At 45.1% G+C, this 17,109-nt stretch carries 18 protein-coding genes and 1 tRNA gene; 4 read left to right on the plus strand and 15 right to left on the minus strand.

Translation table 11 applies throughout. From position 1 onward, the window contains the following. Positions 1 to 22: 22 nt before the first annotated feature. The 8 genes from A3L04_RS10450 to A3L04_RS10485 all read right to left on the minus strand — a co-directional run bounded on the left by A3L04_RS10450 (position 23) and on the right by A3L04_RS10485 (position 7,166). On the minus strand, positions 23 to 1,045 hold the full coding sequence (locus A3L04_RS10450) for an L-threonylcarbamoyladenylate synthase (RefSeq protein WP_068577876.1): 1,023 nt from the start codon (positions 1,043 to 1,045) through the stop codon (positions 23 to 25). Beyond that, positions 1,042 to 2,028, minus strand: coding sequence for a glycosyltransferase family 4 protein (locus tag A3L04_RS10455; RefSeq protein ID WP_068577877.1), 987 nt, complete (start codon positions 2,026 to 2,028; stop codon positions 1,042 to 1,044). Before A3L04_RS10455 ends, A3L04_RS10450 begins: the two co-directional genes overlap by 4 nt. Next, a complete protein-coding gene (gene tsaA / locus A3L04_RS10460; RefSeq protein ID WP_068577878.1) occupies positions 2,025 to 2,651 on the minus strand; it encodes a tRNA (N6-threonylcarbamoyladenosine(37)-N6)-methyltransferase TrmO in 627 nt (208 codons plus the stop codon). The genes A3L04_RS10455 and tsaA overlap by 4 nt, the downstream gene beginning before the upstream one ends. Before the next feature lies 1 nt (position 2,652). Then, on the minus strand, positions 2,653 to 3,405 hold the full coding sequence (locus A3L04_RS10465) for a hypothetical protein (RefSeq protein WP_068577879.1): 753 nt from the start codon (positions 3,403 to 3,405) through the stop codon (positions 2,653 to 2,655). A gap of 36 nt (positions 3,406 to 3,441) precedes the next feature. Continuing rightward, a complete protein-coding gene (glnA, locus tag A3L04_RS10470) occupies positions 3,442 to 4,761 on the minus strand; it encodes a type I glutamate--ammonia ligase (RefSeq protein WP_068577882.1) in 1,320 nt (439 codons plus the stop codon). Between the two features lie 152 nt (positions 4,762 to 4,913). Then, positions 4,914 to 5,189 carry a hypothetical protein gene (locus tag A3L04_RS10475; RefSeq protein ID WP_068577883.1) on the minus strand — a complete coding sequence of 92 codons (276 nt, stop codon included), beginning with the start codon at positions 5,187 to 5,189 and terminating at the stop codon, positions 4,914 to 4,916. Between the two features lie 3 nt (positions 5,190 to 5,192). Beyond that, positions 5,193 to 5,603: a DUF61 family protein gene (locus A3L04_RS10480; protein WP_068577888.1), complete on the minus strand. Its 411-nt coding sequence runs from the start codon at positions 5,601 to 5,603 to the stop codon at positions 5,193 to 5,195. Between the two features lie 3 nt (positions 5,604 to 5,606). Continuing rightward, on the minus strand, positions 5,607 to 7,166 hold the full coding sequence (locus tag A3L04_RS10485) for a COG1361 family protein (RefSeq protein WP_068577889.1): 1,560 nt from the start codon (positions 7,164 to 7,166) through the stop codon (positions 5,607 to 5,609). A gap of 68 nt (positions 7,167 to 7,234) precedes the next feature. On the opposite strand from A3L04_RS10485, the gene A3L04_RS10490 reads away from it, so the two are divergent. Next, on the plus strand, positions 7,235 to 8,347 hold the full coding sequence (locus A3L04_RS10490) for a geranylgeranyl reductase family protein (RefSeq protein ID WP_068577890.1): 1,113 nt from the start codon (positions 7,235 to 7,237) through the stop codon (positions 8,345 to 8,347). Between the two features lie 416 nt (positions 8,348 to 8,763). Here A3L04_RS10490 and A3L04_RS10495 read toward each other — a convergent pair. The 4 genes from A3L04_RS10495 to A3L04_RS10510 all read right to left on the minus strand — a co-directional run bounded on the left by A3L04_RS10495 (position 8,764) and on the right by A3L04_RS10510 (position 11,357). Continuing rightward, positions 8,764 to 8,841 (minus strand) — tRNA-Glu (locus tag A3L04_RS10495). 55 nt (positions 8,842 to 8,896) lie between these two features. Further along, complete coding sequence (locus tag A3L04_RS10500) at positions 8,897 to 10,264, minus strand: ADP-specific glucokinase (RefSeq protein WP_068577891.1); 1,368 nt, start codon at positions 10,262 to 10,264, stop codon at positions 8,897 to 8,899. A gap of 98 nt (positions 10,265 to 10,362) precedes the next feature. Further along, entirely contained in the window at positions 10,363 to 10,827 is a 465-nt protein-coding gene (locus A3L04_RS10505; protein ID WP_068577893.1) for a signal peptidase I, read from the minus strand. Further along, positions 10,788 to 11,357, minus strand: coding sequence for a DUF531 family protein (locus A3L04_RS10510; protein WP_068577895.1), 570 nt, complete (start codon positions 11,355 to 11,357; stop codon positions 10,788 to 10,790). The genes A3L04_RS10505 and A3L04_RS10510 overlap by 40 nt, the downstream gene beginning before the upstream one ends. A gap of 78 nt (positions 11,358 to 11,435) precedes the next feature. Here A3L04_RS10510 and A3L04_RS10515 point away from each other — a divergent pair, with 78 nt between their 5' ends. The 3 genes from A3L04_RS10515 to A3L04_RS10525 are packed head-to-tail and all read left to right on the plus strand — an operon-like array spanning position 11,436 to position 15,201. Beyond that, positions 11,436 to 12,467, plus strand: coding sequence for a tetratricopeptide repeat protein (locus tag A3L04_RS10515; RefSeq protein WP_084448881.1), 1,032 nt, complete (start codon positions 11,436 to 11,438; stop codon positions 12,465 to 12,467). 2 nt (positions 12,468 to 12,469) lie between these two features. Further along, positions 12,470 to 13,312, plus strand: coding sequence for a DMT family transporter (locus A3L04_RS10520; RefSeq protein ID WP_068577899.1), 843 nt, complete (start codon positions 12,470 to 12,472; stop codon positions 13,310 to 13,312). 26 nt (positions 13,313 to 13,338) lie between these two features. Next, positions 13,339 to 15,201, plus strand: a complete 1,863-nt coding sequence (locus A3L04_RS10525) for a S9 family peptidase (protein WP_068577901.1) — start codon at positions 13,339 to 13,341, stop codon at positions 15,199 to 15,201. Positions 15,202 to 15,262: 61 nt separating this feature from the next. On the opposite strand, the gene A3L04_RS10530 is transcribed toward A3L04_RS10525, so the two are convergent. Genes A3L04_RS10530 through gyaR form a run of 3 tightly spaced genes read right to left on the minus strand, consistent with a single transcriptional unit; the run spans position 15,263 to position 17,064 of the window. Then, complete coding sequence (locus A3L04_RS10530; protein ID WP_068577904.1) at positions 15,263 to 15,709, minus strand: putative toxin-antitoxin system toxin component, PIN family; 447 nt, start codon at positions 15,707 to 15,709, stop codon at positions 15,263 to 15,265. Continuing rightward, positions 15,706 to 15,999 (minus strand): ribbon-helix-helix domain-containing protein, encoded by a 294-nt coding sequence (locus A3L04_RS10535; RefSeq protein WP_068577905.1) that lies wholly within the window; start codon positions 15,997 to 15,999, stop codon positions 15,706 to 15,708. Before A3L04_RS10535 ends, A3L04_RS10530 begins: the two co-directional genes overlap by 4 nt. 60 nt (positions 16,000 to 16,059) lie before the next feature. After that, positions 16,060 to 17,064 carry a glyoxylate reductase gene (gene gyaR / locus A3L04_RS10540; RefSeq protein ID WP_068577908.1) on the minus strand — a complete coding sequence of 335 codons (1,005 nt, stop codon included), beginning with the start codon at positions 17,062 to 17,064 and terminating at the stop codon, positions 16,060 to 16,062. Positions 17,065 to 17,109 lie beyond the last annotated feature (45 nt).

A 17,109-nucleotide genomic window follows, 5' to 3' on the forward strand; every position in this document is an offset into this window, starting at 1 on the left:
GAGCCTCAGTGAGCTGAGTCAATTAAACCCGCACAATTCTATAGCCAGCCGCCTTTCTCAACCTGTTCATAACGGCCAACCCCAGCCCCTTCTCCTCTACCCCTTCAGCCAAAACAACATCAACCCCAGCCCTGTCCATATGCCTTAAGGCCTTGAAAAGGTTCCTAGCTACGTCTTCAACGGTGTTCCCCAGGAAGAAGAACTCGTCAGCATTATACCTCCCAGAACCAATAACTCCAACCCTCTTACCTTTCCTCTTAAACTCCGCTATTAGCTCCCTTATCTTCTCTTCGACTTTCTCTCTGGGCCCTTCAATCACTATTACCTCGGCATTGGGAGCGTAGTGCCGGTACTTCATTCCTGGGGCCTTTGCTAAGTCCACTTTCTTTCCGTAAACGGCTGGGTGAATCCTTACCTCACCAATGACCTTCTCAATTTCCTCCAGCGGTAAACCTCCAGGCCTGAGAAGCACGGGAGGCCATTCGGTTAAATCTATGACTGTCGACTCAACACCAATCCTCGTTTCGCCACCATCTATTATACACTCTATCTTCCCGTAAAAGTCATCTACAACATGCTCAGCGGAAGTGGGACTTGGCTTACCGCTTATGTTTGCTGAAGGAGCAGCTATCGGCCTTTCGCTCAGCTCTATGAGCTTTAAGGCTATTTCATGGGCAGGCATCCTTATGGCCACGGTATCGAGGCCACCAGTCGTTACTTTTGGAACTACCTCCCTCCTAGGAAGGACAATCGTTAAGGGGCCCGGCCAGAACTTCTTTGCCAGCATCTCAGCTTCTTCGGGAACCTCTCTAGCTAGCTCATGCACCTGGGAGAAGTCCGCTATATGGACTATCAGGGGATTATCGGCAGGCCTTCCCTTGGCCTCGAATATCCTCTTCACTGCCCTCTCATTTAGGGCATCAGCGCCTAGCCCATAGACTGTCTCGGTGGGAAATGCTACAAGCTTCCCCTCCCTTATTAGTCTTGCAGCTACCTTGAGCTTCCTCTCGTCGATTTTATCCTTCATGTTTATGATGATCGTCATCTCACCACCTCCTCGTAAACCTTCTCGACTTCTCTACACGCCCTCTCAAGTGAATAAAAGGTAGAAATCCTCTTTCCAATCGTGCCCCTTTTAACTCCCTCCTTCCCCTCAAGTAGCTTACTTAAAAACTCAACTGCCTCCTCTAGGGTACTAAAGAGGTAACCGTTTTTACCGTGCCTTATCAACTCCCTTATCCCACCAACAGCTCTCCCCAAGACGGGAATGCCAAAGGAGTTTGCCTCGAGAATTACAAGGCCGAAGCCTTCCCTTCTTGAGGGGAGAACTAAGATCTTTGCCCTGCTCAAAACTTCCTCAGCCCTGACATACCCCAGGAACCTCACATTCTCTGGGGCCTTGATCCTGGATCCCTCACCGGCAATTATGAACTCTTCATTGGGGAAGTGCTCTGCGAGCCTTATGAAGTCATTTACACCTTTATACTTAGCAATCCTACCTAGGAACACGATCGCCTTTCCCTCGGATCTTCCGCTGAGGGTCGTCCAGTTGGGAACAACCTTAACTTCCCTCGCACCTAGAGCTAGGGCCTTCTTAGCCAAGTAGTGGCTAACGGCTATCACTCTATCGGCCTTGATCAGGGACTCCTTGACGAAGTACCTGCCCAACGGAAGCTTGGACATGAACTCAAGATCGCTTCCATGAGCTGTAATCACCACCGGCCTGACGCCAGAGAGGATAGCGGAGTAGCTTGTGGTTCCCACGTAGTGTGCATGAATTACGTCGTAGGCATTCTTTTCGTGTAGCCTCCTTATAACCTTCGAGGCCAGCAAAACAAAGGATACCCCCCTAAGCCCAAAGACGTTGGGGACTTTGACCGAGTAGACTTCTTCCTCACTAACGTTAACCGTCCCATATGTTAGAACGTGAACCTCATGCCTCTCCCTAAGGCACTCAACTAATTCCTTGACGTGCCTCGCAACACCTCCCCTGTGGGGGGGATAGTGGCCCACCATCAGGATTTTCACTCCAGGCACCTCAGCTTGTCCTTGATCTCAACGGGTAGTTCCTCATAAATGTCTTGGAGAGCCCTAATTAACCTGCATAATTCCTCAGCTGAAAGAACGGTAGTTTTGGGGCCGAGCTCAACTATCAAAGCCTCAAACTCCTCCGGTGATACCTCCTCAAGCTCGTCTAGATGCTCTGATTTCCTAGGAATCAAGTTTATCTCCCCTACCTGAAGGCCCCTGCTTATGTCAACCTCCCTCTCCTCGACCTCACTCGGACAGTCAAGCCTCTCGACGAATATCCTTATATCGAGGACGGGGGTTCCGTCATAAGCATCGACCCAGGAAATGTAAAGCCTATTCCCCTCAATCCTCTCTATTCTAACCGTGTATAGTGCAAAGGGATTTGGCCTCAATGGGGAGCGAGTGGCAAAGACCCCGGTTAGGGGGTTCTTCGGGTTACCGTACGGATGAACCTTCAATATCTTCCTCTTCTCTGGATTGTCGCTTTCGTGAAGCCACGCCACTACCTTTATCCAGTCCCCCTCCCTTAATCCATCCACCGCCTCCAAGAACTCGGGGAGTATCTCGATGAACACTTCACTTTCCTTTCTAATGTACCCTATTGGATAGACTGTGAACAAGCTACCACCTCCCAACTATGAAGCCCTTGTTTAACTTTTTCGAGAAACAGATGATCTTTTCAACCTCAACGAAGGGGCCTGACCTGGGTCCAAGCTCGTAAACCTCAACATCATCAGAGAGCGAATAGGAGAGAGCTCCTTCAAGGATCCTGGGAAGGGAGTCTATGATCTTAACGTAGCCGTCCCTACATTGAAGTGGCCCCTTTAAGTAGCCCAGGAAAAGCTCCCACTTCATGAGCTCTCCAGCTATCCTCCAAGGAGCCCCTGTCTTCTCAAGGATTCTCCTAGCCGAGGATACAAGATAGGGGAAAAGCCTGTCCTGAGGGCTTATGTCGGCACCTAAATTGAAGAGGGGATCTCTAAAATTCTCATACTTTGGAGATTTAGTTGCTAAAAAGAGGTAAGGCTTAACTATCCTGTTGCTCCAGATGAGTATTTCCCTTGGCCGGCCAAATCTTCTATCAAGGGAAAAACCCCTCGTAGGGTTAAGATTCTTGAGCAGGTTCAACTGCAGAAGACCCGCTCCCAGGAAGAGATTCCTATCCCTTAAAAACTCCAAAACACTCAAAAACTCCTCATAGGCCTTCTCAACTTTTTCATCTTCCTCATTGGAGAAGAAGATTAGGGATGCATCGGCCAAGCTCTTTATAACGTTGGACTGAAGCAGAAGGAGAGAGTACTCACTAACATCCCCTTCCCTTATCTCCCTAAATGTATCGATTGCCTGCTTTAAGAAGTGCTTTCCGAGATCCATCAAATGTTAATAAGAAAAGGGGGATAAGAACTTTCCTCAGATGAAGAAGTACCTCTCAAGCTCCCACTCGGTGACCCTCTTGGTGTCCTTCGGAAGGTGCTTGCTCTCAAGGTAATCCAAGTACTCCTCCCATTCTGCCTTCTTGTACTCGATGAAGTTCCTGTAAGCTCCTCCTAGGGCCTCCTTGACAACCTTGTCCTTCTCAAGCTCCCCAAGGGCCTCTCCTAGGCTGCTTGGCAAGGTGTCAATTCCAAGCTGGGCCCTCTTCTCGTCGCTCATCTCGTAAACGTTCTCCTCAACATAGGCGAATGGATCAATCTTGTTCTTGATTCCGTCAAGTCCCGCCTTCAGGATTGCTGCAAATGCAAAGTAGGGGTTGGCACTTGGGTCTGGGCACCTGTACTCAATCCTTGCTCCGTTGCCCCAGAATGCCGGAACCCTAATGAGGGCACTCCTGTTCCTGTAGCCCCAGCTTATGTACACTGGGGCCTCATAACCTGGGACGAGCCTCTTGTAGCTGTTCACGGTTGGGTTCGTGATGGCGGTTAGTGCTTTGGCGTGCTTCAGTATTCCGCCGATGAAGTGGAGGGCAGTTTCACTTAATCCCTCCTCTCCCTTGAATGCATTCTCTCCATCCTTCCAGAGGCTTATGTGGAGATGCATTCCATTGCCAGGCATTCCGTAGATCGGCTTTGGCATGAACGTGGCGTATAGCCCGTGCATTTCCGCAACAGCCTTAACAACGTACTTGAAGCTTATGATGTTGTCTGCAGTCTTCAAGGCTTCATCGTACTTGAAGTCGATCTCGTGTTGGGCTTTTCCAACCTCATGGTGGAGTACTTCCGGAGTAAGACCGAAGGCTGGCATGTACTCGGCTATCTCCCTCTTTATCTCCTTCGCCTTGTCTAGGGTTAAGATGTCAAAGTACCCTCCAACGTCCGGAATTTCAAGTTCCCATGTACCGTTCTTCTTGAAGAGGTAGAACTCGGGCTCAGGGCCTATGTATGCCTTAAAGCCCTCCTTGGCAAGCTCATCTAAGACGTTCTTGAGGACGCCCCTAGGATCTGCAGGGTAGGGCTTGTCGTCCTTGTAGATGTAACCGTATACCCTAGCGACGTTGTCCCATGGAACCTCAACGTAGGTGTTTGGGTCTGCCTTGAATATTAGATCGCTGTCCTCAATACCCTGGAACCCTGGGATTGAAGACCCATCGAAGGATATTCCGGTTTCTACTGCCTCTTCAAGCCTGCTAATTGGCACTTCCATCCCCTTAGGCACTCCGTTTATGTCGACAAATATCAACTGTACAAACTTGGGCTTCCTCTCAAACTTGTTCATGGCAGCACTAACGTTCATTTATTTCACCTCCCCTCTGAATATCTATCTAATTTTCACCTGCACTCAGTGAACGTTTATCCAATATAAGGTTTTAGTCGTGAACATTAAACAATAGACAAAATGTGCACGTTGAGATTGCACTATACAAGAAGATGTTCAAAATAGGCTGTTTAATGTCCAAATATTGACGAGTATATGATGAAAATTCCAGCGAGAAAAAGGGAGATGTAGGCAAGTAAACTTAGCTTGTAAATTCGAGAATTCCAGAAATGCTCCCGAACTATAAGGCCAACTATCATGAGCATTAGACCATATAAAGTTGAAAATATACCCACGGCCAGCTTAAGATTAACCCTCATGAGTAGGAGGATTCCAAAGACAGCCCCCGCAAATATCGTCACATGAGGAATCGTGAATGCATAATACCTCAATAGAGTTTTATCCATAGGCTACCACTCCACTATGAATGCATGAACAGTCGTTGTGGGGAGTTTCCTCCTTATCCTTGGGAGATAATACCTAGGAAGTCTCAGCACTGTTCCTTCCTCATACCCCTCTTCCATCCCAAGTACCCTCTTTATTACTCTAACCTCAACTCTTCCCCTAACTATAAAGCTCCCCCTGTCAACTGTACTTATCTCAAGCACTATTGGTAGCTTAAGCTTTTCAGCATCTTCCTCATCTAGAATCGACCTTAGAAACATGAGCTCGTCCCGCTTAAAGTAGTGATAGCTACCGTCTCTCAGCTGTATCCTAGGATCGTCCATTGAAATAAGCCTCAAAAGACTTTCTCTTCTCCTGGGTAAGTGGGAGTTAATTCTCGCTATCTCGAACTCAATTATCTTCTCAACTCTCTCCATGTTTCACTTCCTCCCCAGTGGAGATTTTCTCTTTGGCTTTTTCCTTTTTCTCCTCTTTCTCTTTGGATCATTGAACCAGCTGTATCCAGCCACAGCACCTATTACAACGACTATAACCAACACTACTATGATGCTCTTCTTAGAAGACGATGCCACAGCTGCCATGGAAGTCGAAGTTGTTGTATTGGCATATGTCACTAGGGTCTCCGAGGTAGTCGTTTTTTCAGAGGAAGTGGAGCTAACCGAACTCGAAGTTGTCGGTTGAAGTATTGACCCAATACCCTTGACTTCAACCTCCCTTCCTAGAACATCTAAGATAATAAAGTACCTGAAGTTCCCTCTCTTCGAAAGGTTTACCTGGAAATTGAACTCACCGGGAGGTAGCATAAGCGTTTCAACTCCCTTAACAACTGATCCATCGCTCCAAATTATACGATACTCGAGAGTTCCAGATAATGAAATTGTATTCGGGTTCGTAATAACTACGGTTAGTACTTTACCATTTGCTGAGGCATTGAGAGTAGGAAACCCTACAACGAGGTAGCTTCCAGAGGACTCCCCTACCTTCAGCCCTTTGTATAAAACGCTAACAGTGATATCATGCCTTCCGGGTTTTTCAGTGGGAAGTCTAAGCTTTAGAATGTTAGATCCAGGGGCCACATCATATGTCGTTGAATTTGAGAAGGAGAAATCTGGGGCATAAACTCTCAACTGCACTTCAACCGTAGAATATCTGTCCGAAGAAACTACTAAGTATGCAAAATTTTCCTCCCCTTGAAGGACATTGGTACTTTCTATCGACATATTAACGAGGGAAATACCAATCTCAACCCAGTACTGCTTAGAATACTCATACACCCCCCTCTCATATGATATTTCGTATTTTAACTCATAGACACCGGGAGGCAGGGGATCTGGAATTTTTATCTCGAATCTAATAACATTGTCCCCAGGTTCTATTTTTTGCGTAGCGACTCTCGAGACCACTACTTTGCCAGTCTGAGACAGCAACTGAGCCTTAGCGGTGACATTTATTGGGACGCTTGCCAGATTTCTAACATGAGAGTACACAACAATTGTGTCACCTGTTAAAGCGACTTTTGAATTTGGCTTCTCTTTTATGAAAGACATTGCTTCATAAAATACCAGAGGCCTACTCTTTACTTCCACGGGAACATACGCAGAGATAAGATAGAGTTGCCCAGTCTCAGTAAATCCCCACATGAACAGGTACAGTGTGTAATCTCCGGGTTCAACATTCTTGTCTACGTAGAGGGAGTATCTAATCGGCTTCTTTTCATCGGGAGACCAGAATCTTATTATCATATCTTGAAACTCTATGTCAAATCCTTCAACTTCATTTCCAGCGCTGTCAAAAAACTTAACCTGCTTTATTGAAACATATGAAAACTTTACCTTAAGACTATTAACTAGGTAAAACTCCCCCGAAGTAGTGGAGCCAGTAAGCCCTATAACTTCTCCTTCACACTTAAATTGGCCAAATTGTGCACTTACGAAAGGCATTAAAATAAGAATGATAAGTATGAGCAGAGCCCTCCTCATCACTTCCCCTCCAGATTCATATCTCAGAGATTTAGGCTAAAATAGTTTATGGACAAGAGGCGAGGAGAATGAAGTATGACGTGCTGATAATCGGAGGGGGTCCTGCAGGTAATTACCTCGCAGGGTTACTAGCAGGAAAAATGGATGTTGCAGTAATAGAGAGAAAAGGTTCATTCGGAGGAAAGGCATGTACGGGAATAATTGGAGCGGAAATGTACGAAGCTCTGGGATTACCCGAGAAGGCCGTGTTGAACGCATTTAATGGTGCATTTTTTATTTCCAAAAAAACAGTATTTGAAATAAAAAGGCGAACACCTCAAGCCTATTTGGTTGATAGAAAGACCTTGGAGAGAGAACTTGCAAAGAAAGCTATGAGAAAGGGCGCTGAATATTATCTGGCAACTAATTTTCTAGGGTTCAGGGATGGAAAGGCCATAGTTCAGCATCTTGATTCAAAGTTTGCAATTCGGGCAGACTTCTATGTGGGGGCAGATGGCATAAATAGCACTGTCGCAAGGGAAATTAACGCCAAAACAGAAGGAGAAGTCCTAAGAGGGTGGGAACTAGAAGTGTTAGGCAACTTCAGGAGAGATAAGGTCGAAGTTTGGGTCAACAAGGAAATAAACCCAGAGTTTTTCCTCTGGGTAGCTCCGATAAACGAGGAAGAAGCTAGAGTTGGAACGTTCGGCCCAATAGATTCATTAGCTAAATTCCTCAAACTCAGGAGACTAGAGGGAGGGAAAATACTTGAATTTAAAACAGGTGCTGTAATTTTAGGATGGCGGAAACCCTGGGTTAAGGAAAACGTTGCCCTTTTGGGAGATGCAGCTCTCCAGATAAAACCCACAACAGCTGGAGGGATAGTTTTTGGAGCGTATTGTGCTAGGGTTCTTGCACGGGAGATATTAAAGGGGGATATCTCAAAATACGAAAAAGAATGCTCGTGGGTCAGAAACCAGATCAGCTTTGGGTTAAGAGTCAGGAAACTGTTTGAGAAAATGTCCCAAGAGAGTATAGAGGAAGTTTTTGAAATTCTTGGAAGTGAAGAAGCAAGGGAAATCATAGAAAAAAGTGCTAGTTTTGATGATCATGTTCAGACGATAAAAGCCATTTTAAAAAGCCCAAAGCTTTTAGCCAAGCTCATTAGGATAAGCCCAATGATACTAAGAATGCTACTATAGATGGATTCCAGACTATGAATGTGCACGTGAGAGAACATGCTCTTCTTTATCTGATAAGGATTACATAAGCCTTCTTAAAGTGCTTCTCAAGCAGAATGATCAAGCTTGGAAGAGAATATTCAGAATGGCTAAAGACCTAGGATTCCAGAGGTGATTCCCATGGTAGTCAATATATACTCAATAGTGGCACACAAATTGGTGGGTCAAAGTGGGCAAAGTGGCCACTCCAGAAAGGGGCTCTCACAAAAGATGTTTTGGCAAAAAGAGGCGAAAGAAACGCTTACATATCACCCTCGATGAGGAGGTGGTCGGTGCCATGGAGAGTTTTGCTCTAAACAAGTCCAAATTCATAAACCAAACGTTGAGGTGGATTTTCTTTGGAGAAGATCCTCCAGAAGTTGTTATTGAGAGAATTCTGGTGCCCCGGCCGGGATTTGAACCCGGGGCGCGGGCTCGAAAGGCCCGCATGTTTGACCGGGCTACACCACCGGGGCAGCCCATTAGCATCTCCCCTAAAACCGATTTAAAAAGTTTTCGAATAAAAATAGATCAAAGGGTAAAGGAGAACTCCCCAACGAAGGCGGAACTTGAAATAGTATCTCCAATTCCAACGGTTGACTTTGGCTTGGCAACTATCTTAGTGGGTATGAAAGCCAGCTGGTAGCCTTCAACCTCCGCTATTCCGTCCTTCATACCGTACTCTTTCACGAGAGCCTCCTCAACCTGCTGCGCCTTTTCGTTTACCGGAACGCTTAAGGCATCCCTTATCTCCTCTAGGCTTGTAATGTTGCCCTTCATCGCCTTTGCCGCAGCAGCCAATGCGGCAAACAACAGCGCATCCCTAACATATTCTCCTCTGTACTCTGTTAGTGCGAGGTAGTAGCCATAGGTGTGGAAGTGTATCCTCTTAACCCCTGTCTCCTTGGCGAGTTTTAACATAGCCTCAGTTACAGCTATTGGGTCTACTGGATCGTGAGCTAGCAACTTCTCAGCTAACTCTTTCTCCCCCATTACCTCCATTATGGAGGAGAGTTCAACTTCATTCAAGCCAACGCTGTAGAACTTGCCTAAGATCTTTATGATTTCCTTTCTAACCAGCTCATCGGGTGTAAATGCGAACTCCAAATGGGCTGGGATGTCCTTCTCGTTAAGAACATCGAGATGAGCCTTTATTGTTTCCATAGGCTCACTATAGGTTTCCTTTGTCAGAGCCTGCAGTCCGCTGATTATTGCAAGCTGAACACTCTCTACTATTTCCCCAAAGCTCTCCTTAAACTCATCCCTTATGAAGAGTGTCGTGTTGTAGTCATCCGCAGCCCCAATGAACCTGTTCTCCCTTGGGGCTTCAAACTCAAATACCTTAAAGCCCCTGGGGAACTCATAGATAAAGTGAATACAACTCTCCTCATCTCCCTGGAATTCCTTAGGATGAACGAGCTTAACCTTGCCATCTTCAACTTTGGGGACGTATATTGGCCCATCGAGGAAGAGGCTCGCCTGTAACCTTGAAATCTGGGGGACATGAGCTATAACAGGCACGCCGTAAACTCCACCTAAGAGGTTGGCCATTATCCCTACCTGACCTCCCATCCTGAGCTCATTCCAGCCCCATCTCTTCATATAGAATCTGACAGGACAACTTTCAACAAATAGCTCCGCAGCTTTGCCCCTCCTAATGCTCCAGAGAATTGAACCGAGAAGCTGCGGGATTGAAGTGATTTTTTCTGGAAGCTCTTCGGAGTACTTTAATACTTCCTCCTTACCGACTTTCTCTATTCTCTCTTCGAGATCCTTAGAGTCTAGGTATTTTATGGCATCTATGTTTGTGTTATAGCCTAGGAGAACTCCTTTAACCTTTGGAACTGATTTTATTGCCTTCTCGATTGCATCCTTATATAAGCTCTCCCACCCTGTCATGGTGTATCACCCTGAGGGATAAGACAGTAAAAAATTTAAATCTTTGCTCGGTGTCAGGGGCCGATTAGCTCATCACAGCTCAGCTACCTACCCTTTCTTCATCCACCAAGACCGAATATTTCCCTAAGCTTTATCGATATCCATCCTATCTTAGGAATTACGAGAAGAGCTTTAGCCTCTATCGCCTGCTGGGGCACACAATCCAAAACTCCTGCGGGTGTTGGATATAAGTCTGGAATGGGATTATTATCCCCCCATGTTACGAAACACAACTCCTCCCTACCATTAACTACTATCTCCTTAATCTCCCTGACCCTATGGATTATTGGATATTTTGCTAGGGGGCTTTTATACACGACAACATCACCAATCTTAACATCTTCAGGCTTTACTCCCTCAAGAACGACAACATCCCCCCTATAGAAAACAGGTTCCATAGATCCACTAACCACAACTACCAAAGGCATGTTAGTATGAAGAACGAGCCTAAGGCCAGAGTAAAGCCCAAGGGCCACAAGGATTATTAGAGCCGTGGATATAACTTCCTTAACTGCCCCCTCCATTTTAAAGCCTCCATCAGCGTTCTAATTTTTGCAGGGATTATACCTATAGCAGTACATGTTTCAAGACTGACTCCTTTTCCGTCAGTTATGTCAAGGTGATACCTTGACATCTTAAGTATTTCCTTTGGTAAACCATGTCTTCCCAACCCTATTATCAAGAAGAAGCTTTTTCCACGGAGTGCATCCTCTGCAACTTTCAGAGCACTTATACTCTTTTCAGAGGAAGGAGAAGAGGTTGTAGCAATGGAGATCCCAAATTGAGGTGGAAAGCCCCTCCTGGGAAATTCTAAGATGTGAAATTTATTTGATTTAGAAAGCTCCAGTAAATACCTACCGCCCTCTCCTATGGTCGTAGTAGAAGCTACATTCTCCGCTATTATTTTCGGATCATCTTCATTGAAGGGAAATCCAATCAGTGCCAAATGAAAATTAAAAGCATAAGCGACAGGAGCAGCTCTAGCTATTGCCCTTATATGAGCTTCATGAAGCTTTTTTGTATCATAAGTGTTGTAAAGACCAATCGTCAGCATCACCCATTAGTTCACAAATAGAACTTAAAGCTTACCGAAGGAGAAGTATTTAATAACTAGAACTGCCAAATGAAAAGCATGGACATTAAGGAAATTGTAAATATGATAGAGAAGGGACTTATTGAAGAGGCATTACAATACCTCGATGTGCTTGAAGACATTGAAAAAGTCATTGTCCTAGCTAAAGCAAGCATGGTAACTGGAAACTTTGAGCTTATTGATGATGCTCTTTATATTCTGGAGAAGTCTATCAAAAAACCTGATGACAAGATAATTGGATATTCTGAAATAGCGATGGCTCTGGCCAAAATGGGAGATTATGAAAGCTCAACTGAGTATTTTAATAAAGCCATCGAGCTTTTAAATAAACTTGATCAGTATAGCGCCGCAGTATCTGCAATGCTCATTGGTAATCGACTAGCAAAAGCGGGTTTTTATGATTCCGCATTTGAAACATTTGAATATTCATTCGACCAGATAATAGACCTGGATATTGAAGTTTCGAGGAAAACAGACCTCATATTGAGCTTAGCAGATATAATAGAAAAAACTGGTGACGAATTGCCTTCAGATATTGCACTCAAATTTTATGAGAGGGCTTATGACATATTCGATAAGCTGAAGGTAGGTCAAAGAGCAGGTGTTCTAGAGAAGAAGATAAGGCTCGCAAAGATATTTTCATTAACTAGGGATCCAGAGATAAGGAAGCTAAGCTATGAAGGAAGATTCAAACAGGCAATTTACAAAGCCCATGAGAGGTTTAGCAGAGATAAGAGGGGTATTGTCCTTTTGGAAATGACACTTTGGGCAAAAGAAAATAACATGCCAATAAAGCATGAACTACTCGAAATGGCGCTTAAAGAGCTTGAAAATTCAAATACTGAGGACAAGGATATGAAAAGAGCAGTTGAGATTCTTACTGAACTAGACGAATTCCAGAAAGCGATTGAATTCGCAGAAAAGATAAGAGATCCAAAGGTAAGAGATGAGGCCCTTGCAAAAATAGCTGAAAAACTAGCTGAACTAGGAGAAGTCAAGGCAGTTAGGGAGATAATAATACCAAGAATAGAAAGCGAAGAGGTTAAGAGGAGGCTGTTTTCAAAGCTTTAAACATGGAGGAGAAGACAAGAGCTTCACTAATCCTCCTTAGTCTCTCGGTAATCTGGGGTTCAACGTTTCCTATAATGAAGGTAGCTGTCGCTAGCTTCCCTCCACTTACTTTCATAGCCCTAAGATTTTGGACAGCTTCAGTAATAATGTTCATTTCCCTAAGAAAGAAGTTGAAAAGACATCAAGTAATTCCTGGGTTAATTTTGGGGATAACCCTATTCCTAGGGCATGGTTTTCAGATCGTTGGACTAAAGTACACTACAGCTTCAAACTCGGCCTTTATAACTTCCCTCTACGTCGTTTTTACCCCTTTTGTCGCTTATTTAATCCTAAGGAAGGGAATAAAGGCCGAAGATTCCATTGCTCTATCTTTAGCCATCATTGGCCTTTACCTAATTTCCAACGCGAGGCTGTCCTTAAACTATGGGGATCTCCTTACAATGATAGCGGCATTAAGCTTCGCCTTCCAGATAGTTCTCGTGGAGTATTTCAGCAGGTATGGAATAGGAATAGCCTTTTGGCAGGTCTTTTGGAATGCCATGCTTTCGACGTCCTACGCTCTAATTGTTGAAGGCTTACAAATGCCAAAGGAGAGCGTTCTCCTTGCAATCCTTTACACCGGAATATTCGCCACGGCATTAGCGTTCTTCGCTCAGGTTAAGTACCAGCCCAAGGTTGAACCCTATAGAGCGGCAATACTCTACTCTGCCGAACCTGTATTCGGGCATTTATTCTCCCTTATAACCCTGGGAGAGGTTCTTTCAATAAAAGGCTACTTAGGGGCACTCCTGATAATGTCGGCAATATGGATAGAATTGTACAAAGAAAAGCTTAATAGGGATTGATGCAATTAGGTTTTGGTGATACCGTTATGAGTGGCATCGAATGGAATGAGAAGACCTTTACAAAGTTCGCATATTTAGGCGACCCCAGAACCAAAGGCAATCTAGCGGCCTACGTACTAACAAAGGCGAACCTTGAAAGCAACAAGTACGAGAGTACGATAGTAATTGAAGACCTAGAAACTGGAAAGAGAAAGTACATAGAGAACGCCTCAATGCCCAGGATCTCCCCAGATGGAAAGAGAATAGCGTTCATGAGAGCCAACGAGGAGAAAAAGAAAAGCGAAATCTGGGTTGCCGACATAGAGACCCTTACCGCAAAGAAAGTCCTCGAGGCTAAGAACGTAAAGTCAGTAGAGTGGAACGAAGATTCAAGGAGGCTCCTAGTTGTAGGGTTCAAGAGGAGGGACGATGAAGACTTCGTATTTGAGGATGACGTTCCGGTGTGGTTTGACAGGCTAGGCTTCTTTGATGGGGAGAAGACAACGTTCTGGATCTTAGATACCGAAGCAGAGGAGATAATAGAAGAGTTCGAAAAGCCCAGGTTCTCATTAGGAATATGGCATGGAAATTCGATAGTTGTCAACGTTCCGCACAGGAAGGGAATTCCACAGTACTTCAAGTTCTGGGACATATACATCTGGAAGGATGGAGAAGAGGAGAAGATATTTGAGAAGGTTTCGTTCCAAGCTGTAGACTCCGACGGCAAGAGAATTCTCCTCTACGGAAAGCCAGAGAAGAAGTACATGAGCGAGCACGACAAGCTTTACATCTACGAAGACGGCAAGGTTACCGGAATAATGGAGGAGATCGACAGGGAAGCAGGGCAGGCAAAGATTAAGGATGGAAAAGTCTACTTTACGCTGTACGAGGAGGGTAGCGTTAACCTTTACGTCTGGGATGGTGAGATTAAGGAGATAGCAAAAGGAAAGCACTGGATAATGGGGTTTGATGTTGATAAGGTAGTTGTCTATCTAAAGGAAACAGCTACAAGGCTAAGGGAGCTCTACGTCTGGGACGGAGAAGAGAGACAGCTAACGGACTACAACGGGCTGATATTCAAGAAGCTCAAAACGTACGAGCCAAAGCACTTCCGCTTTAAGTCGCTCGACCTTGAGATAGATGGATGGTACATAAAGCCGGAGATCAAGGAGGGAGAGAAGGCCCCAGTAATAGTCTTCGTCCATGGTGGACCTAAGGGGATGTACGGTTATTACTTCAAGTACGAGATGCAGTTAATGGCCAGCAAGGGCTACTACATAGTCTTCGTCAACCCGAGAGGAAGCAACGGTTACAGCGAAGACTTTGCACTGAGAGTTCTAACTAGAACTGGCCTAGAGGACTTCCAGGATATAATGAACGGGATAGAAGAGTTCTTCAAGCTTGAGCCCCAAGCCGATAGGGAGAGGGTTGGTATTACTGGAATAAGCTACGGAGGATTCATGACCAACTGGGCCCTAACCCAATCCGAGCTGTTCAAGGCGGGAATAAGCGAGAACGGCATAAGCTACTGGCTGACCAGCTATGCCTTCTCCGATATAGGCCTCTGGTTCGACAAAGAGGTTATAGGAGAAAACCCACTGGAGAACGAGAACTTTAGGAAGTTAAGCCCATTGTTCTACGCAAAGAATGTCAAAGCTCCAATACTGCTCATACACTCCCTCGAGGACTACCGCTGTCCGCTTGATCAGTCGGTGATGTTCTACCACGTGCTCAAGGACTTAGGGAAGGAAGCTTACATTGCGATATTCAAGCGCGGTCCGCACGGCCACAGCATCACAGGAAGTCCGAAGCACAGGATGAAGAGGTACAAACTATTCATTGAGTTCTTCGAGAGGAAGCTCAAGAAGTACGAGGAAGGCTTCGACGTGGAGAAGATAATGAAGGAGTAGCTCAGAGCGCGCTACATTCATCATTTTTTCAGACAGGGATGGAGCTCATCATCGCTTTAGATTATTTTGTTTCAAGAAACTCTTCAGGCCTTAAGATTTTTATTCTATGCCCATATATTTGAACTTCCTTGTTTTCATCCCTTAAATCAAGGAGGTCATTATCCAAGGTCACTATGTATTCAGCTTTGGCTTCATAAGCTATTTCTAAAAACTTGTTATCCTTCGGATCCCTACATAGAAGAACTTGCTCTTTTGGATTCACTAAGATAACAGAGCTATTCACAAAAAGATACGTCAAAATTGCGATTTCCGCATTACCTCCAAGGAGCTTCAGAATCTTATTACTGAAGAGGACGTCATACAATTCTTTCATTGCCTCGTTCGAAGAATACGCCTCAAATTTTCCAGCAAACATGTGTTTCAAGATCTTCGCCGGCGCCACTTTGGGATTCCCCAATACCGCCGAGACTATAACGCTTGTATCGACGACAACTCTCTTTCTTTTCATTTCCGGACTTCCTCCAGAATTTTAAGAACTTCTTTCTCAGAAAGTTTTGGACTTGCTTCCTCTAGTAACTCAAAGTACTTCTCAACTAATTCAGGAGTCATCTTAATCCTTACATTTGAAAGATACTCTTTCAGCGTTTCCTGAAGGGCATAGTTAACAAAGTCACTCTTGTCTTTAAAGAAGCCAAGCTCTACCAATATCTCAATAGCCTTGACGACATTTTCCGGAACTCTAACACTCATGTGTACAGTTTTTCTTGCCGATTTTTTCTTCTTAATTAAAGTCTTCATCTCCCCATCACTGTAGCACATGTGTCACACAAGTTTATATGGCTTTCGACAAAAGAATTATCAGAAGAATCCAGGCTTCCTAATCTTGATGACCTCCCTGTTCACCAAGGTTGGAGGAACTTCTCCCCTCTTGAATGCTATCAAATTCCTCGCAACCAACTCAGCCATCCCCTCTCTAGCCCCAAAGGTTGCACTTCCTATATGTGGAGTTAGAACCACGTTCTCAAGGCTGAAGAGCTCCTCATTGTAGTACGGCTCCTCCTCGTAGACGTCAAGTCCAGCCCCAGCTATCCACCCCTCCTTCAGGGCCTTTATCAATGCCCTAGTATCAACGACCTTGCCCCTAGCTACGTTCACCAGTATTGCCGTAGGCTTCATCAGCTTAAGCCTCTCCTCGTTTATCATGTACATGGTTTCCTTCGTTAAGGGAACTGCCAAGACAACAAAATCGCTCTCCCTCAAGAGTTCTTCCAAGGGTTTAAACTCTGCATTCAGTTCTTTCTCCACTTCAGGCTTCCTTGTCCTTGAGTAGTAGAGGATTCTCATTCCGAATCCTTTAGCCCTTCTCGCCACGGCCTGCCCTATCCTCCCAAAGCCTACTATTCCTATCGTTTTACCATAAACGTCGTAACCCAGGAACCATTTTGGATGCCATGCAATTCCTTTCCTCTTCCACTCTCCCGTCCTAACGAACTTATCTCCCTTGACTAAGTGCCTTGCCGTTGCCAACAGTAAAGCGAACGCTAGATCGGCCGTTGCATCGGTAAGGACATCTGGCGTGTTCGTTACATAAATTCCCCTCTTTGTGGCCTCCTCAACGTCGATGTTATCGTAGCCAACTGCGTAATTAGCGACTATCCTAAGCCTCGGGGCATTCTCGAACACTTCCCTGTCAATTTTCTCGCTTAACATCGTAACTAACGCGTCAACGTCTTTAACCCTCTCCAAGAGCACCTTCCTGGATATCTCCCTTTCTTCCTCCCATACCTCAACTTCGAACTCTTTCTCAAGCAACTTTATTCCATTCTCTGGAATCTCCCTCGTAATGAAGACCTTCGGCCTCATCCTCACCACCAAAACATTTTATTCCTGGAGGGCAAATAAATCATG

The organism is Thermococcus chitonophagus, from assembly GCF_002214605.1.
Taxonomy (GTDB): domain Archaea; phylum Methanobacteriota_B; class Thermococci; order Thermococcales; family Thermococcaceae; genus Pyrococcus; species Pyrococcus chitonophagus.

Bases quoted from the DNA above. Each gene is read 5' to 3' on its own strand.
- A3L04_RS10450 (WP_068577876.1), bottom strand. From the start codon at position 1,045: ATGACGATCATCATAAACATGAAGGATAAAATCGACGAGAGGAAGCTC.
- A3L04_RS10465 (WP_068577879.1), bottom strand. From the start codon at position 3,405: ATGGATCTCGGAAAGCACTTCTTAAAGCAGGCAATCGATACATTTAGG.
- glnA (WP_068577882.1), bottom strand. From the start codon at position 4,761: ATGAACGTTAGTGCTGCCATGAACAAGTTTGAGAGGAAGCCCAAGTTT.
- A3L04_RS10475 (WP_068577883.1), bottom strand. From the start codon at position 5,189: ATGGATAAAACTCTATTGAGGTATTATGCATTCACGATTCCTCATGTG.
- A3L04_RS10480 (WP_068577888.1), bottom strand. From the start codon at position 5,603: ATGGAGAGAGTTGAGAAGATAATTGAGTTCGAGATAGCGAGAATTAAC.
- A3L04_RS10485 (WP_068577889.1), bottom strand. From the start codon at position 7,166: ATGAGGAGGGCTCTGCTCATACTTATCATTCTTATTTTAATGCCTTTC.
- A3L04_RS10490 (WP_068577890.1), top strand. From the start codon at position 7,235: ATGAAGTATGACGTGCTGATAATCGGAGGGGGTCCTGCAGGTAATTAC.
- A3L04_RS10500 (WP_068577891.1), bottom strand. From the start codon at position 10,264: ATGACAGGGTGGGAGAGCTTATATAAGGATGCAATCGAGAAGGCAATA.
- A3L04_RS10505 (WP_068577893.1), bottom strand. From the start codon at position 10,827: ATGGAGGGGGCAGTTAAGGAAGTTATATCCACGGCTCTAATAATCCTT.
- A3L04_RS10510 (WP_068577895.1), bottom strand. From the start codon at position 11,357: ATGCTGACGATTGGTCTTTACAACACTTATGATACAAAAAAGCTTCAT.
- A3L04_RS10515 (WP_084448881.1), top strand. From the start codon at position 11,436: ATGGACATTAAGGAAATTGTAAATATGATAGAGAAGGGACTTATTGAA.
- A3L04_RS10520 (WP_068577899.1), top strand. From the start codon at position 12,470: ATGGAGGAGAAGACAAGAGCTTCACTAATCCTCCTTAGTCTCTCGGTA.
- A3L04_RS10525 (WP_068577901.1), top strand. From the start codon at position 13,339: ATGAGTGGCATCGAATGGAATGAGAAGACCTTTACAAAGTTCGCATAT.
- A3L04_RS10530 (WP_068577904.1), bottom strand. From the start codon at position 15,709: ATGAAAAGAAAGAGAGTTGTCGTCGATACAAGCGTTATAGTCTCGGCG.
- A3L04_RS10535 (WP_068577905.1), bottom strand. From the start codon at position 15,999: ATGAAGACTTTAATTAAGAAGAAAAAATCGGCAAGAAAAACTGTACAC.
- gyaR (WP_068577908.1), bottom strand. From the start codon at position 17,064: ATGAGGCCGAAGGTCTTCATTACGAGGGAGATTCCAGAGAATGGAATA.